The organism is Dyella humi, assembly GCF_044904605.1.
GTDB classification, from domain to species: domain Bacteria; phylum Pseudomonadota; class Gammaproteobacteria; order Xanthomonadales; family Rhodanobacteraceae; genus Dyella_B; species Dyella_B humi.
Genome location: NZ_JADIKI010000023.1, coordinates 232,625 through 246,177 on the forward strand (window position 1 = coordinate 232,625; position 13,553 = coordinate 246,177).

Consider the following 13,553-nt stretch of genomic DNA (forward strand, 5'->3'; position numbering starts at 1 on the left):
GTGAGGTGCAGCCGAACCCCGACGTCGTCATGCATGCATCTTCGCGTTGGGGTCCGCGTGCGCTCACCCCAACCTACTCATTGCGCCGGCATGACGGTGCTTGCCCGCTTTTGCTAATCCGATTCGTTTTTCCCCGATGACCGACGCCGCATCCACCAACATCGCCTCCACCTTGCAAAAGCTCAGCGAACTGCTACAGCGGAACGCCGACGAAGAAGCTGCCCAGTTCGCCGCAACGGCGCGGCGCCAATTTCCGGTGTCGGCTGATTTAATCCGTCTACATGGCGTGGCCCTGCTGCGCCTTGGTCGTCGACGCGAGGCGCAAGTGGCGATGAATCGCGCCGCGGAGCTGGCACCGGACAACGTCGAACTGCAATGCAATCTGGCCAGCCTCGCCATGGCCGACGGCAAAACCAGCGCCGCCATCGAACGGTTGCAGAAAGCGCTGGCGCGCACGCCGGGCCATCCTGCCTTGCTGCAAGCGTTGGGCGCAGCCTACATGTCCACCGGCCAGCATGTGCAGGGGCGCGATGCGTTCGCGCAGGCGTTGAAAAGCCTGCCGCAGCACCCGACCATCTGCCTCAACCTTGCGGCGGCAGAAATGGAACTGGGGCATCTGGAGCAAGCCGAACCGCTGGTACGCCAGGCCCTGCAGCAGGCGCCGCAATCCGACCTTGCCCACGCGATGCTTGGTCATCTGCTGCATATGCGGCGCCGTCCGAGCGAAGCCGCCGCCTCGCTACTGCAGGCCGGCAAGCTGGCGCCGAACAATGTGCAACACATGTTCCAGGCTGCGTTGATATTGGACGAAGCTGGCGATCTTACCGGCGCGCACGATGCTTTCACCGAATCGCTAGCGCGAGCACCCGATTCGGTGCCGGTCATGGGGCAACTGCTGTTCACTCGCCGCCGGCTTTGCCGCTGGCAGGATATCGATGCGCTCAGCGAGCGCGTGATCTATGCCGTCTCCGAAGGCGAAGCGGGCATTCATCCGCTCTCCTTCCTCGCCGAAGATGTCGATGCGGCGCTGCAATTGCGCTGCGCGAAAACCTATGCCGCACTGATCGAAAACCAGGCCGCCGCTTTCCGCCCGCAGCTCAACCTGCGCCACGCGCTGCCGTTGCCGGATGCACCGATCCGTGTCGGCATGCTGGCAGAAGGGTTCTATGAAACCGCCGTCGGCCATCACATCGTTGGCTTGATCGAAGCGCTGGCCGATAGCGATCTGGACGTCCATCTGTTCGCTACCACGCCCGACGACGGCAGTGCCGTGCGGCGTCGCCTCTCCGCGGCAGCGACGCTACATGACATATCCGCTTTGAATCGCGTGCAAGTTGCCTCACTGATCCATGGCGCGGGGATCGAAGTGCTGTTCGATCTCAATGGTTATCGCAGCCGCGGCAACGCGGAACTGATGGCCTTGTGCCCCGCGCCCATTCAGGTCGGCTGGCTGGGCTATACCGGCAGTTCCGGCGCGCCGTGGATGGATTACCTGCTCACCGACGCCGTCGTGCTGCCACGCGAACTGCGCGAGCACGTCAGCGAAAGAGTGATCCGCCTGCCGCGCTGCCAGCAGCCAAACGATCCGAACCGTGTGCAGACGCAAGCACCATCGCGCGCGGATTGCGGTCTGCCGGAAAAAGGCGTCGTGTTCGCTTGCCTGCATGAAACACAAGCGATCAACCCGGCGGTGTTCGCGCGTTGCATGCTGATCCTGCAGCAGGTTCCCGACAGCGTACTGTGGCTGCTCGCAGGACCGGCGAATACGGATGAACGGCTACGGCATGCGGCAAGCGCGCTCGACGTCGATCCGAAACGCCTCGTCTTCATGCCGCGCCGGTCCTACCAGGAATACCTGGCGTGCTACGCCCATGTGGATCTTCTTCTGGATACGCTACCCATCAACTCACGCGCCACCGCATCGGACGCCCTATGGGCCGGATGCCCAGTGCTCACACGCACCGGCGAAACCATGGCGTCTCGCACGGTCACCAGCTTGCTGCATCACCTTGGACTGCCGGAATTGATCATGGGCGACAACACCTCGTTCATCGGCATGGCGACCGAGCTGGGCAATAACCCGGAAGCGCTGGCGACGCTGCGGCAGCATCTCATGCAGCAGCGCAATGAAAGTCCTTTGTTCGACGTGCAAGGTTTTGCGGCGGATTTTCGCCGCGCGGTGCGGACGATCAGCGCGCGATATCGCATCGGGCGGCCGCCAAGCGATGTGAACCTGTAAGTCCCTACTCGGCTACGCGGCTAGAAAACAAAGAACCCTTTCTGCACATCGCCTTCGTACCGGCCGCGAATCACTTCATCCACACGCGCCGCCGGCGGCCCTTGCCGCAGCCATTGCTCAAGTTGATACATGGCGTCGTCGCTGCCGCTGGCGATCACCTCCACGCTGCCATCGGCAAGATTGCGCGCATGGCCGTGCAACCCGAGCCGCAGCGCCTCGTTGCGTGCGCTGGCGCGAAAGAACACGCCCTGCACTTTGCCGCTGACGAGGAAACGGGCGCTGCTCATGCCATCACTTGCCGATCGCTGCGCTCAAGGAAGCCGGCGTGATCGGGCCCATGAAATGTTTCGCCACCTTGCCGTCCGGCGCAATCAGATAGGTGGTCGGCAAGCCACGTGGTTCGTCGAAATCGGTTAGCGGCTTGTCCATGGTGACCTGCGCGACAGGAAAGCTCACCGGATGCTTGTCGAGGAATGCGCGGATGTCGGCTGCCTCGGTGTCGTCATAGGCAATGCCGATGGCACGCACGTCGGGGTGCGTTTTCACGAATTGCGAGATATCCGGCATTTCCTTGATGCATGGCACGCACCAAGTGGCCCAGAAATTCACGATCACCCAATGTCCTCGCTGCGCGGCCAGGTCGTAAGGCTTGCCGTCCAGTGTCGTCACTTTCAGTGAGGGCTGCGTAGGCATGGCGGCATAAACAGGTGCTGCCAGCAAGCATGCAGCCAGCAACAGGGACGATGCGAACAACTTCATGTTTCCGATTCCTGCGTGTGTGACACCGGACGCGAAGGCGCCGGAGAGATGCGGACAGGATAAACCTTGTCCAGTCGGGTACCCAGGGTGGCATCCAGCGTATGCGCCAGACGAGTAAGCAGCGACAACAGTTCCGACGGCAGCTCGATGCCGGATGCGGCCATCTGCTCGGCCGGATTCAACGGCAGTCGATAACCGCTGTGCTGGTAGACGTGCAGCAGATCGGTGCTGTCCAGGCTACGCACCAGCGACCAACCACCGGTCTCGTTGCGATGGATGAGGCCCGCACGTATCAAGTCATCGAAGTAGGTAGCGATTGCCTCGCTGCGTAGGTAAGGCTCCGCCTCGCGGATAGAAAGCGAATCCACGCAACGCCCAGCGCGCTGGGCATCTACAAAATGACGCAACACCACTAGCAAACCGAGGAATTCCGAACCTTCCGCCATCGCATCGCACGGCTTTTGGTATTCGAATGCGGACAAGGATGCCGCCAACGACGCGCACAAAATCACGATCACCCACGACAGGTAGATCCACAGCAGCAGTAGTGGAATGATCGCCAGTGCGCCGTAGATCTGCTGGTAGTTGTGCGCGCTTTGCACGTAGTTCGTGAAAACCCAGCGGGCAATTTCGAACAGGATCGCGCCCAGTGCGGCACCGATCGCGGTGTGCTTTTTATTGACGCGCCGATTTGGGATGGTGGTGTACATCAACCACAACGTGAGGAATGTCACCACCAGCGGCAACGCTTTCAACAACTCCTGCCCGATGCCCAGTTGCTCCCCGGCATTGCGCAGCATCGGCACGGCCGCCACGTAGGAAGTCACCGCAATACCGCCGACCACCAGCACCGGGCCCAGCGTAAGCGCGGCCCAATACAGCAGCAACCGCGGTCCCCACGGCCGATGCTGGCGCACCTGCCAGATGCGGTTGAGGCGGTCTTCGATGCTGATCATCATCGACACCGCGCTGAAGAGCATCACCAGGATGCTGATGCCGGTGAGCTTGCGCGCATTGGAAGCGAAGTCGAGCAGCGTCTTCTGCACCGTCTCCCCCGCTGCCGGCACGAAATTACTGAAGACGAAGTTGATCAACATGTCGCGCGCTTCCTCGAACATCGGAAACGCCGCGAACATGGCCAGCACGGCTACGGTAAGAGGCACCAGCGAGACCAGCGTGGTGTAGGAAAGGGCACCGGCCGTCTCGAAGCATTTGTCGTCGAGAAAGCGCCGCCATAAGAAACGGCCCAAGGTCATGGTGCGGTCGCGGTCGATACGCAGGTTCATACGTCTATCTGCTCAACATCCCTGATCTCACCCGTACACTACCCCATCCTGTCCAGACCGCCCAAGCCAATGAGCGACATTTTGATCCTGTACTACAGCCGCACCGGCCATACCGCACAGCTGGCGCGCCTGATCGCCCGCGGCGTGGAGGAAATCCCCGGCATACGCGCGCGCCTGCGCCAGGTTCCGCCGGTAGCCCCGGTTACTGAACTGGCGCAGCCGCCGGAGCCCGAGGAAGGCGCGCCGTACGTCACCCGGCAGGATCTGAGTGAATGCGTAGGGCTGGCGCTGGGCAGCCCCACGCGCTTCGGCAACATGGCTGCACCCTTGAAGCACTTTCTGGACAGCACCGGCGCCGAATGGGCAAGCGGCGCGCTGGTGGGCAAGCCGGCCGCCGTTTTCACCGTCACCAGCACCATGCACGGCGGTCAGGAATCGACGCTGCTGAGCATGGCCCTGCCCCTGCTCCATCACGGCATGCTGCTGCTGGGCATTCCATACACCGAACCGGCGCTCAGCCACACGTCGAGCGGCGGTACGCCGTACGGCGCCAGCCACGTGGCCGGCACCAAGGGTGAGAACATCATCAGCGAGCATGAGCGCGAACTGGCTCGCGCGCTTGGCCGGCGGCTGGCAGATACCGCGCGCAAGCTGGCGGCTGGCACATGAGCGTGACTCACCGCATTGGCATGACGGCGTGGATCGCACTGATCCTGCTGCAATGCGTGTGGTATGCATGGCTGTTCCCACCACAACGCGTGCCGATGTGGCTGGCCTTAGGGCTTGCGGTAGTACCGCTGTTGCTGCCGTTGCTGGCCATCCACAGCATGCGACGCGCCTTGTTATGGGTGGGAATGCTCAGCTTGTTCTATTTCTGCCATGGCGTGGCCGAGAGCTGGAGTTCGCCGCAGGAGCGTGTGCCGGCTTTGCTGGAGGTGTTGCTTACATTGCTGCTGATTGGCGCACTGGGAGCTGGTGTGAAACGCAGATCCAACTCCCTCTCCTCTCCGGGGAAAGGGCTGGAGTGAGGGGCCAATCTCGCGTGAAATTGCGCCTGCGCTGAGCTGGGGTGAACGCAAGCGGCCTAACATCGTCATGTGTACATCCATGTTGGGGTTCGCATACGCTCACCCCAACTTAGCTGGCAGCGGCCCCGAGGTGAGCACCATGGGATTCCTGCAAGACGCTCCACAGCTCGCACATCCGTATCGCAGCGACCGTTTACTGATCGCCTTGCTTGATCGCGCGCTTCCACCCGCACGCCGTGCTGCGCTGGATGTCGATCTCGACGCACTGAGCGATTACGCGTTGATGGTCTTCGAACGCAGCAGCCGCAGCACGCGCCGCAAACCGGTGCTAACGCAATGGGACGCGTGGGGCCGCCGCGTCGATCGCGTCGAATTGACCACCGCGTGGCTCGAAGGCCCGGAACTCACCACGCGCCACGCGATCCTCGCATCCGGACACGAACCTCACGAACACGCACGACTGGAAGAATTCGCGCGCGCCTACCTCTATCACGTAGCCAGCGAGTTCTATACCTGTCCGTTGGCGATGACCGACGGAGCAGCCACCGCCCTGAAGGCTTCCGGTAATCAGGCTTTGATCGACCGTGCCCTGCCGCACTTCCTCAGCCGTGACGCAAACCAGTTCTGGTTATCTGGACAATGGATGACCGAAAACGCCGGCGGTTCGGACGTAGGCAACACCGAAACCATCGCCCGACAGCATGCCGATGGCCAGTGGCGCTTGTACGGACGCAAGTGGTTCAGCTCCGCCGTGGTCGGCGAAGCCGCGCTGGCATTGGCGCGCCCGGAAGGCATGGGCGACGGCGCCGCGTCACTTGCCTTGTTCTACGTAGAAACGATGGACGGGCAAGCGCGCAAGCCGGAACTGATCATCGATCGCCTGAAAGACAAGCTCGGCACGCACGAATTGCCCACGGCGGAAGTCCATCTGGAAGGCCTGCCGGCATGGCCAGTGGGAGAACTTGCGCATGGTGTGCGGCAGGTGGCGCCGATGCTCAACATTACGCGTACGTGGAATGCGATCGGCGCCGTTGCGAGCATGGTGCGCGCGATCAGCCTTGCGCGCGATTACGCACGGCGTCGCAAGGCGTTTGGACGTCCATTACTCGAACATCCCCTGCACGCGCAAACGCTCGCCGACATGCAAGCCGAGTTCGAAGGTGCGTTTGCGCTCACGTTCGAAGTGACACACCTGCTGGGGCGCGTCGAACAAGGCCTCGCCACGCCGCACGAAACCGTTGCGCTGCGCCTACTCACACCACTGGTGAAACTGTGGACTGGCAAGATGGCGGTGAACCTATGTTCGGAAGCGCTGGAATGCTTCGGTGGCGCCGGCTACATCGAAGATACCGGCCTGCCGCAGTTGCTGCGCGATGCGCAGGTTTATGCCATCTGGGAAGGCACCACTAACGTGCTGTCGCTGGACAGCCTACGCGTGCTGGCAAGCAACGATAGTTTCGCCGCGCTGCGCAAGCTCATCGGCCATTGGCTGGGTACCGCGCACGACACGCAGGCTTCGTTTACCGTGCACGCAGCACTGGATGCCGCGGCCATGCACTTGGACGGGAAAAAGGTCGAACGCTCAATGCTCGAAGCGGGCGCGCGCGGCATTGCCCTCACCCTGGCGCGCTGCGCTGCCGCGGCGCTGCTGGCGAGGCAAGCGGCCTGGTCGTCGTCGCGCGGCGATGCCCGTCCGGCGGCGGCACTGCGCCGTTTCCTGGGCCACGGCCTGCTGCGTCTGTCCGACACCAACGGGGAAGACAGCCGCTTGCTGCTGGAATGATCGCCTACAGGTAAACTGCACGTTCCCTCTTGAGCCACCCCGACCATGCAGCATCTGACCATCGTCACCACTGGCGGCACCATCGACAAGATCTACTTCGACGACAAGTCGGACTACAAGATCGGTGCGCCGCAGATCGGAGAAATCCTCAGCCAACTCGGCGTGGCGTTCCAGTTCGACGTGATTCCGATCCTGCGCAAGGACAGCCTGCACATCACCGCGGAAGACCGCGCATTGATCCGCTCCACCATCGAAGCGCAACCGGGCCGCCACGTGCTGGTGACGCACGGCACCGATACCATGGTGGAAACCGCGCGGGAACTTGCTTCACTCAAGAACAAGGTGATCGTGCTCACCGGTGCGCTGAATCCCGCGCGCTTCCAGGGTTCGGACGCGGTATTCAACGTCGGCTGCGCGGTAGCCGCGGTGCAGACGCTGCCGGACGGCGTGTATATCGCGATGAACGGTCGCGTGTGGGATCCAGCCAAGGTGCGCAAGAATCGCGATGCGAACCGGTTTGAGGAAGTGAACGGCTGACCTTCCAAGCTGCCTGATCTTGCGTTGCTGTCATTCCGGCGAAGGTCGGAATGACGAGCTTTAAAGCATCCCCGTCTCGAGCTTCGCCGCGTCCGACATCATCGAGTGATTCCACGGCGGATCGAACACCAGGTCGACGTCTGCCTCTTTCACTGTGGGAATCAGCTCCAGCTTGGTGCGTGCATCGTCGATCAGCACGTCACCCATGCCGCAGCCCGGCGCGGTGAGCGTCATCTTGATGTACACCTTGCGCTCGTCTGGCGCGACGGTTTCCAGGCTTACGTCGTAGACCAGGCCCAGTTCCACCACGTTGATCGGGATCTCCGGATCGAACACGGTGCGCAATTGCTGCCACACCAGATTTTCCACGTCGGAGTCGGTGGCGTCTGCCGGCAATTCCAGCGGCCGCGGCGGCTCCTTGCCCAGCGCGTCGGCATCGTTGCCGGCGATGCGGAACAGATTGCCTTCCACGTACACGGTAAAACTGCCACCGAGCGCCTGCGTGATGTAGCCCACCTGACCGGCCGGCAGCACCACGTTTTCGCCCTGCGGCACCATGACCGCGCTGCAATCGCGCTCCAGGGTGAAAGGCTCGCTGCTAAGACTGAAACCGCTCATGCCATCTCTTGAGAATCGTTGAGGAAAGCCGGCCGGCGGCGTTCCGGCCCACTATTATGCCGCCCACTCGTAGGGCCTGTCCCCCACATCAGGCTGAATCGGCTGAAACTCAAGGGACGCCCGGCAGAGAATCCGTCTGGATCACGTTAAGATGCTCCGCTTTGTTATGCCTGTCAGGACATCGCGTGACCATCTTTCCAGCCAGTCCAAGTGAGCATCCATGATCGCGCGGAAGATCGTCGGCGAATGCTTCGCGCTGCTTTGCGCGGTGATGTTGGGTCTGGCAGCTGGCGCTTTATGGCTGTTGCCCTCCGTGTTCTTTCATCGCCCCCTGCCTTGGCTGGCGGTACCCGCGGGCTGGCTGCTCGCTATCGCCATACGGCAGTGGGTGCATGGCAAGCGCTGGAATGCGGCTCTGCTGGCGGCGCTGGCCACGGTGGTGGCAAGCGTCTATATCCACGTGCTGATCGCCACCGTGAACATCGCCGCGATGATGGGCTACGGCCTGGTCGATGCGATGCGCACCGCCGGGCCGTCGATGTTGCTGGATTTCGCGCGCATCTCGTTGAGCAGGCTCGATATCGGATGGGCTCTGGTCGGCATCGTGGTCGCAGTGGTGACCTCGCTGCGCTCGTCCGTCGCAACGCCGCGCAGGGTCGGCTAGGCGTCCAGCGTCTTCAGTTCCGTCACCAGTTGGCCTGCCGCGGCCTGGCCATCGCCGTAGAGCATGCGCGCGTTGTCGGCATAGAACAGCGCGTTCTCGATGCCGGCAAAGCCGGTGCCTTTGCCGCGCTTCACCACGATCACCTGCTTGGCGTTGGCAACGTCGAGGATCGGCATGCCGTAGATCGGTGAAGCAGGATCGGTCTTGGCAACCGGATTGACCACGTCGTTGGCGCCGATCACCAGCGCCACGTCAGTGACGGGAAATTCGGGATTGATGTCTTCCATGTCCACGATCAAGTCGTACGGCACGCCCGCCTCGGCCAGCAGTACGTTCATGTGACCGGGCATGCGGCCGGCCACCGGATGAATGGCGAACTTCACCTTCACGCCCCGCGCGATCAATGCCTGCGCGAATTCCCACACCTTATGCTGCGCCTGCGCCACCGCCATGCCGTAACCGGGCACGATCACCACACGCTCGGCATAAGCCATCATCACCGCAGCGTCGGCCGCTTCGATCGGTTTCTGGCTGCCGCCAATAGCCTGCGCCGATGCGCCCGCTGCTGCGCCGAAGCTTCCGAACAGCACGTTGCCGATCGAGCGGTTCATCGCCTTCGCCATCAGTTGCGTCAGCAGCGTACCGGCCGCGCCCACCACCATGCCGGCGATGATCATCGCCTCGTTCTGCAGCACGTAGCCTTCGAACGCCACCGCCAAGCCGGTAAAGGCGTTGTAGAGCGAAATCACTACCGGCATGTCGGCGCCGCCGATCGGTAGCGTCATCAGGAGGCCGAACAGCAGAGCCAGCACGAAGAACGCGCAGATCAACGCGAGAGTGACGTGCCCGCTGCCCAGCAGAACGCCGATCGCCACCGCGGCCGCCAGCACCAACAGGTTCACTACTTGCTGGCCAGGGAAGACGAAACGACGATCAAGCCAGCCCTGCAGCTTGGCGAAAGCGATCAACGAACCGGAAAAGCTCACCGAGCCAATCAGCGCACCGAGCACGCCCAGTGCCAGCGCCACTGGGCTGAGCGGCAATACGACGACTGCACCGTGCAATGGCGACCAGCTTTCCGGCATCAGTGGGAACGTATTGGGCGCGGCAATCGCAACATCCTGCGCATGGCTGACCAGTTCCGAAGCGCCAATCGCCGCAGCCGCGCCGCCGCCCATGCCGTTGTAGAGCGCCACCATCTGCGGCATGGCCGTCATTGCCACGCGTCGGCCGGACCACCAGGCTGCCGACACGCCGATCAGCACGGCCGCGATGATCAGCCCACGGTGTTGCATGTCCGGCAGCAGCAGAGTGGCCACCACCGCCAGCAACATGCCGAAGCCGGCCCACACGATGCCGCCGCGAGCGGTACGCGGCGAGCTCATGCGTTTGAGACCAAGGATGAACAGCAGGGCGGCGATGAAATAGCAGGCGTCTATCAGAGTCTGCGGCCAGGCCATCACTTGGCCTCCCCACGGCCCTGCCCGGGCTTGCTGGACTTGAACATCTCCAGCATCCGCTCCGTCACCACGTAACCGCCGGCGGCGTTGCCGGCACCTAGCAGTACACCGATGAAACCTATCGCAAGTTCGAACGGCGTATGCGCATGACCTAGCGCAATCATGGCCCCAACCAGCACAATGCCGTGGATGAAATTGGAGCCGGACATCAACGGCGTGTGCAGGATCACCGGTACCCGCGCGATGATTTCGTAGCCCGTAAACGCGGCCAGCATGAAGATATAGAGCGCCAGGAACCCGTCCAGCATGTCCTTCTCCCGCCAATCGGTCACATTCGCCGCATCATACGGTGGCCGGTGTGCTGCGAGCTATGCCGCCGTGCCGTGCGGCCGCGTATGTATACGCAGTAAAGGCGTCGTAACGTCAACCCGTGCGTTCCCCGCGCGTTGATGGCGAGAGTCGAACAGATGGAGCCCCAGGATGCTCGCCCTGACGATTCGGAGAACGCCGCCATGAACAGTGTGTCGGCCGTTTTCGAAGCGGAACTTCTTGCGCAGGAAGGCAAAGCAGTACCGGCCACGTTGGATGCCTTCCTGGCCGGCATGGAGCGGCGCGCCTTCCGCATGGCTGAGCTCCACCTGGGCAATCGCGAGGACGCGCTGGACGCCGTGCAGGACGCCATGCTTCGTCTGGTCAAGCATTACCGCAACAAGCCTGCAGAGGAATGGACGCCGCTGTTCTGGGGCATCCTGCGCCGACGCATCGTGGATCTGCAGCGCCGACGCAAGGTGCGCTCCATCGTCGTCGGTTGGCTGGGCGGCGGTCACGACGATGACGGCGACGAACTGCCAGCGTGGGAGCCGGCCGACAACGGACCGGATCCGCTGGAAAAACTGCACGGAGAACAGTCCTACGCAGACATGGCCGCTGCCGTGAAGAAGCTCCCGCAGCGTCAGCGCGAAGCCTTCATGCTGCGGGTGCTGGAAGGGCTGGATGTGGCGGAAACCGCCGCGGTAATGGGCTGTTCGGAAGGAAGCGTAAAAACACATCTCTCGCGAGCCATGCAGCATTTGCGGGAACAACTGGAGGAGTGGCGATGAACTCGTCCGACAAACAATTCGAACAGCGCGTCCGCGCGCTTTATCAGGAGGCGACTCAAAGCATCGACCCGGTCACCGCCGGGCGCCTGCGCGCCGCGCGCCGCACGGCCCTTGAAACCGCCACCGCGCATGCCTCGCCGCATCACCGCGCACGCGTGCTGCTGCCGGTCGGCGCATTGGCCGCTGTCGCGCTGGCAGCGCTGATGATCTGGCAGCCGGCGCCCCGACTGCAGAGCGAAGTCAAGCCGCAAACGGCCGCCGTGGTTGAGCAGGACAATGAATATCTGCCGCCGGGTGCCGATAAAGCGGATCCTGGCCTTTACCAGAATCTCGACTTCTACAGCTGGCTTGCCTCCAACGACGGTAGCCAGACCAAACACTAATCCATGCTGCTACGAAGATTTCGCCTGCCATCGCTGTTGACCTTCCTGCTCGGTCTGATGATCGCGGCGCCGTCGCATGCGCAAAACATTCACCCGTGGAACAGCCTGAGCCCCGAGCAGCAATACCTGCTTACGCCGCTGCAATCACAGTGGGATACGCTGCCGCAGGCCCGGCAGGAGCACATGCTCCAGCGCACCCAAGATTGGATGAAGCTGCCACCGGATAAGCAGCAAGAAATCCGCGAACGCATCGATCGCTGGCAGAAGATGACGCCTGAGCAGCGCGAACAGGCGCGCCAGAACCAGCATCTCTACGACACCCTACCGGCGGAAAAACAGCAGGAACTGCACGAAGCCTTCAAGCGCTTCCAACAGCTTCCTCCTGACCAGCGCGAAGCCTTACGCCGTCGCTGGCTGGAACAGTCGCCCGAGGAGAAGCGTCAATGGCTGGATCATCTGGGCCCGCGTTCCACCTTGCCCGCGGGACGTGCGTTCGGCATGCCGCCGCGTGGAAAGCACTGATCCGGCGCGTCGTTAGGCGTTCAACAACGCCTCGCCATTGCGCGTCACGCAGCTCTTAGCCACCAACTCATCCTCGAAGTCCGGCTGCAACGCGCCATCACGTATCAACAACTCGACAAAGTTGTAGATGTTGCGCGCATACATCTCCGACGCGTGCAACGGCGCGCCTGCAGCGAGATTGAGCGGCCCGAGAATCACCACGCCGCCGTGCTCCACACGTTCTCCCGGGCGAGTAAGCTCGCAATTACCACCGCTCTCGGCGGCAAGGTCTACGATCAGCGCACCCGGTTTCATGCCATCGACCATCGCGGTCGTGAGGATCTTCGGGGCCGCACGCCCCGGCACCGCGGCAGTAGTCACCACCACGTCGAATACTTTCAGATGTTCGGCCAGCGCTTGCTGCTGCGCCGCGCGCTCCTCGGCGTTGAGTTCGCGCGCATAGCCGCCGCTGCCAGCGGCGCTCACGCCCAGATCCAAAAACTTCGCGCCCAACGATTCCACCTGCTCGCGCGTTTCAGGGCGCACGTCATAGCCTTCGATCTGCGCGCCCAGGCGCCGTGCGGTGGCGATCGCCTGCAAACCCGCCACACCCGCGCCAATGACCAGCACGCGCGAAGGGCGGATGGTGCCCGCCGCAGTGGTGAGCATCGGGAAGAATTTCGGCGCGTTCTCGGCGGCGATCAGCATGGCGCGATAACCTGCCACGGCGGCCTGCGAACTCAATACGTCCATGGCTTGTGCGCGCGTAGTTCGCGGCAGCAGTTCCAGTGCGAAGGCGATCAGCTTCTTTTGTGCAAGCGCCGCGATACGCGCTGCCGCGCCATGCGGTCGTAGTTGGCCCACCACGACGGCGCCTTCGCGTAGACGGCCCAGCGCGTCGTCGTCCGGCGATAAGACGCAGGCCAGCAGATCGGCTTGTGCCAGCACGTGTGCCGCATCGGCAAATTCGACGTCCGCATAAGCCGTATCCGGAAAACCGGCCGCGGCGCCCGCACCGTGTTCGAGCAGCACGCGCAACCCTTTGCCGCGCAACTTCTTCGCCACTTCCGGCGTGATCGCGACGCGCCGCTCGCCGGCGGCGGTTTCACGCAATGCGGACACGGTGATCGACATCGGCCATCTCCTGCGGATGAGGCTTACCATCCTAGCCTAAGCGCGGGTTAGACTGGCCAGC

16 protein-coding genes are annotated in these 13,553 nt (G+C 62.9%); 9 read left to right on the plus strand and 7 right to left on the minus strand.

What is annotated here, in order from left to right; genetic code table 11:
- Window positions 1-136: 136 nt before the first annotated feature.
- Window positions 137-2,239, plus strand: a complete 2,103-nt coding sequence (locus ISP18_RS12230) for an O-linked N-acetylglucosamine transferase, SPINDLY family protein (RefSeq protein ID WP_380012007.1) — start codon at window positions 137-139, stop codon at window positions 2,237-2,239.
- A 20-nt stretch (window positions 2,240-2,259) separates the two neighbouring features.
- Here ISP18_RS12230 and ISP18_RS12235 read toward each other — a convergent pair whose 3' ends face one another.
- The 3 genes from ISP18_RS12235 to ISP18_RS12245 are packed head-to-tail and all read right to left on the minus strand — an operon-like array spanning window position 2,260 to window position 4,284.
- Entirely contained in the window at window positions 2,260-2,526 is a 267-nt protein-coding gene (locus tag ISP18_RS12235) for an acylphosphatase (protein ID WP_380012010.1), read from the minus strand.
- 4 nt (window positions 2,527-2,530) lie between these two features.
- A complete protein-coding gene (locus ISP18_RS12240; RefSeq protein WP_380012013.1) occupies window positions 2,531-2,998 on the minus strand; it encodes a TlpA family protein disulfide reductase in 468 nt (155 codons plus the stop codon).
- Window positions 2,995-4,284: a YihY family inner membrane protein gene (locus tag ISP18_RS12245; protein WP_380012016.1), complete on the minus strand. Its 1,290-nt coding sequence runs from the start codon at window positions 4,282-4,284 to the stop codon at window positions 2,995-2,997. The genes ISP18_RS12240 and ISP18_RS12245 overlap by 4 nt, the downstream gene beginning before the upstream one ends.
- Before the next feature lie 69 nt (window positions 4,285-4,353).
- Here ISP18_RS12245 and wrbA point away from each other — a divergent pair, with 69 nt between their 5' ends.
- The 4 genes from wrbA (at window position 4,354) to ISP18_RS12265 (ending at window position 7,632) form a co-directional block, all read left to right on the plus strand.
- On the plus strand, window positions 4,354-4,953 hold the full coding sequence (wrbA, locus tag ISP18_RS12250; RefSeq protein ID WP_380012019.1) for an NAD(P)H:quinone oxidoreductase: 600 nt from the start codon (window positions 4,354-4,356) through the stop codon (window positions 4,951-4,953).
- Window positions 4,950-5,312, plus strand: coding sequence for a DUF2069 domain-containing protein (locus ISP18_RS12255; RefSeq protein WP_380012022.1), 363 nt, complete (start codon window positions 4,950-4,952; stop codon window positions 5,310-5,312). Before wrbA ends, ISP18_RS12255 begins: the two co-directional genes overlap by 4 nt.
- A gap of 139 nt (window positions 5,313-5,451) precedes the next feature.
- Window positions 5,452-7,095, plus strand: coding sequence for an acyl-CoA dehydrogenase family protein (locus ISP18_RS12260; RefSeq protein ID WP_380012025.1), 1,644 nt, complete (start codon window positions 5,452-5,454; stop codon window positions 7,093-7,095).
- Between the two features lie 45 nt (window positions 7,096-7,140).
- Window positions 7,141-7,632, plus strand: coding sequence for an asparaginase domain-containing protein (locus ISP18_RS12265; protein WP_380012028.1), 492 nt, complete (start codon window positions 7,141-7,143; stop codon window positions 7,630-7,632).
- Between the two features lie 60 nt (window positions 7,633-7,692).
- Here the strand turns inward: ISP18_RS12265 and sufT are convergent, their stop codons facing one another.
- Window positions 7,693-8,250, minus strand: a complete 558-nt coding sequence (gene sufT, locus ISP18_RS12270) for a putative Fe-S cluster assembly protein SufT (protein WP_380012031.1) — start codon at window positions 8,248-8,250, stop codon at window positions 7,693-7,695.
- Between the two features lie 220 nt (window positions 8,251-8,470).
- Here sufT and ISP18_RS12275 point away from each other — a divergent pair, with 220 nt between their 5' ends.
- Window positions 8,471-8,914: a hypothetical protein gene (locus ISP18_RS12275; RefSeq protein WP_380012034.1), complete on the plus strand. Its 444-nt coding sequence runs from the start codon at window positions 8,471-8,473 to the stop codon at window positions 8,912-8,914.
- On the opposite strand, the gene ISP18_RS12280 is transcribed toward ISP18_RS12275, so the two are convergent.
- Both ISP18_RS12280 and ISP18_RS12285 read right to left on the minus strand, forming a co-directional pair.
- Entirely contained in the window at window positions 8,911-10,374 is a 1,464-nt protein-coding gene (locus ISP18_RS12280) for an NAD(P)(+) transhydrogenase (Re/Si-specific) subunit beta (protein WP_380012037.1), read from the minus strand. The genes ISP18_RS12275 and ISP18_RS12280 overlap by 4 nt on opposite strands.
- Entirely contained in the window at window positions 10,374-10,682 is a 309-nt protein-coding gene (locus ISP18_RS12285; RefSeq protein ID WP_380012040.1) for an NAD(P) transhydrogenase subunit alpha, read from the minus strand. The genes ISP18_RS12280 and ISP18_RS12285 overlap by 1 nt, the downstream gene beginning before the upstream one ends.
- Window positions 10,683-10,886: 204 nt before the next feature.
- Between ISP18_RS12285 and ISP18_RS12290 the strand changes: the two genes are divergently transcribed.
- Genes ISP18_RS12290 through ISP18_RS12300 form a run of 3 tightly spaced genes read left to right on the plus strand, consistent with a single transcriptional unit; the run spans window position 10,887 to window position 12,379 of the window.
- The gene (locus ISP18_RS12290) at window positions 10,887-11,474 is read left to right on the plus strand and encodes an RNA polymerase sigma factor (RefSeq protein ID WP_380012043.1); all 588 of its coding nucleotides are present in this window, start codon (window positions 10,887-10,889) and stop codon (window positions 11,472-11,474) included.
- Window positions 11,471-11,857 carry a DUF3619 family protein gene (locus ISP18_RS12295; RefSeq protein WP_380012046.1) on the plus strand — a complete coding sequence of 129 codons (387 nt, stop codon included), beginning with the start codon at window positions 11,471-11,473 and terminating at the stop codon, window positions 11,855-11,857. Before ISP18_RS12290 ends, ISP18_RS12295 begins: the two co-directional genes overlap by 4 nt.
- Before the next feature lie 3 nt (window positions 11,858-11,860).
- Complete coding sequence (locus ISP18_RS12300) at window positions 11,861-12,379, plus strand: DUF3106 domain-containing protein (RefSeq protein WP_380012049.1); 519 nt, start codon at window positions 11,861-11,863, stop codon at window positions 12,377-12,379.
- A 12-nt stretch (window positions 12,380-12,391) separates the two neighbouring features.
- On the opposite strand, the gene ISP18_RS12305 is transcribed toward ISP18_RS12300, so the two are convergent.
- Window positions 12,392-13,492, minus strand: coding sequence for an NAD(P) transhydrogenase subunit alpha (locus ISP18_RS12305; RefSeq protein ID WP_380012052.1), 1,101 nt, complete (start codon window positions 13,490-13,492; stop codon window positions 12,392-12,394).
- Between the last annotated feature and the right edge of the window lie 61 nt (window positions 13,493-13,553).

Excerpts from the sequence above, each read along its gene's own strand:
- ISP18_RS12245 (WP_380012016.1), bottom strand. The coding sequence starts at position 4,284 with ATGAACCTGCGTATCGACCGCGACCGCACCATGACCTTGGGCCGTTTC.
- ISP18_RS12260 (WP_380012025.1), top strand. The coding sequence starts at position 5,452 with ATGGGATTCCTGCAAGACGCTCCACAGCTCGCACATCCGTATCGCAGC.
- ISP18_RS12295 (WP_380012046.1), top strand. The coding sequence starts at position 11,471 with ATGAACTCGTCCGACAAACAATTCGAACAGCGCGTCCGCGCGCTTTAT.
- ISP18_RS12285 (WP_380012040.1), bottom strand. The coding sequence starts at position 10,682 with ATGCTGGACGGGTTCCTGGCGCTCTATATCTTCATGCTGGCCGCGTTT.
- wrbA (WP_380012019.1), top strand. The coding sequence starts at position 4,354 with ATGAGCGACATTTTGATCCTGTACTACAGCCGCACCGGCCATACCGCA.
- ISP18_RS12265 (WP_380012028.1), top strand. The coding sequence starts at position 7,141 with ATGCAGCATCTGACCATCGTCACCACTGGCGGCACCATCGACAAGATC.
- ISP18_RS12280 (WP_380012037.1), bottom strand. The coding sequence starts at position 10,374 with ATGGCCTGGCCGCAGACTCTGATAGACGCCTGCTATTTCATCGCCGCC.
- ISP18_RS12275 (WP_380012034.1), top strand. The coding sequence starts at position 8,471 with ATGATCGCGCGGAAGATCGTCGGCGAATGCTTCGCGCTGCTTTGCGCG.
- ISP18_RS12305 (WP_380012052.1), bottom strand. The coding sequence starts at position 13,492 with ATGTCGATCACCGTGTCCGCATTGCGTGAAACCGCCGCCGGCGAGCGG.
- sufT (WP_380012031.1), bottom strand. The coding sequence starts at position 8,250 with ATGAGCGGTTTCAGTCTTAGCAGCGAGCCTTTCACCCTGGAGCGCGAT.
- ISP18_RS12255 (WP_380012022.1), top strand. The coding sequence starts at position 4,950 with ATGAGCGTGACTCACCGCATTGGCATGACGGCGTGGATCGCACTGATC.
- ISP18_RS12235 (WP_380012010.1), bottom strand. The coding sequence starts at position 2,526 with ATGAGCAGCGCCCGTTTCCTCGTCAGCGGCAAAGTGCAGGGCGTGTTC.
- ISP18_RS12300 (WP_380012049.1), top strand. The coding sequence starts at position 11,861 with ATGCTGCTACGAAGATTTCGCCTGCCATCGCTGTTGACCTTCCTGCTC.
- ISP18_RS12290 (WP_380012043.1), top strand. The coding sequence starts at position 10,887 with ATGAACAGTGTGTCGGCCGTTTTCGAAGCGGAACTTCTTGCGCAGGAA.
- ISP18_RS12230 (WP_380012007.1), top strand. The coding sequence starts at position 137 with ATGACCGACGCCGCATCCACCAACATCGCCTCCACCTTGCAAAAGCTC.
- ISP18_RS12240 (WP_380012013.1), bottom strand. The coding sequence starts at position 2,998 with ATGAAGTTGTTCGCATCGTCCCTGTTGCTGGCTGCATGCTTGCTGGCA.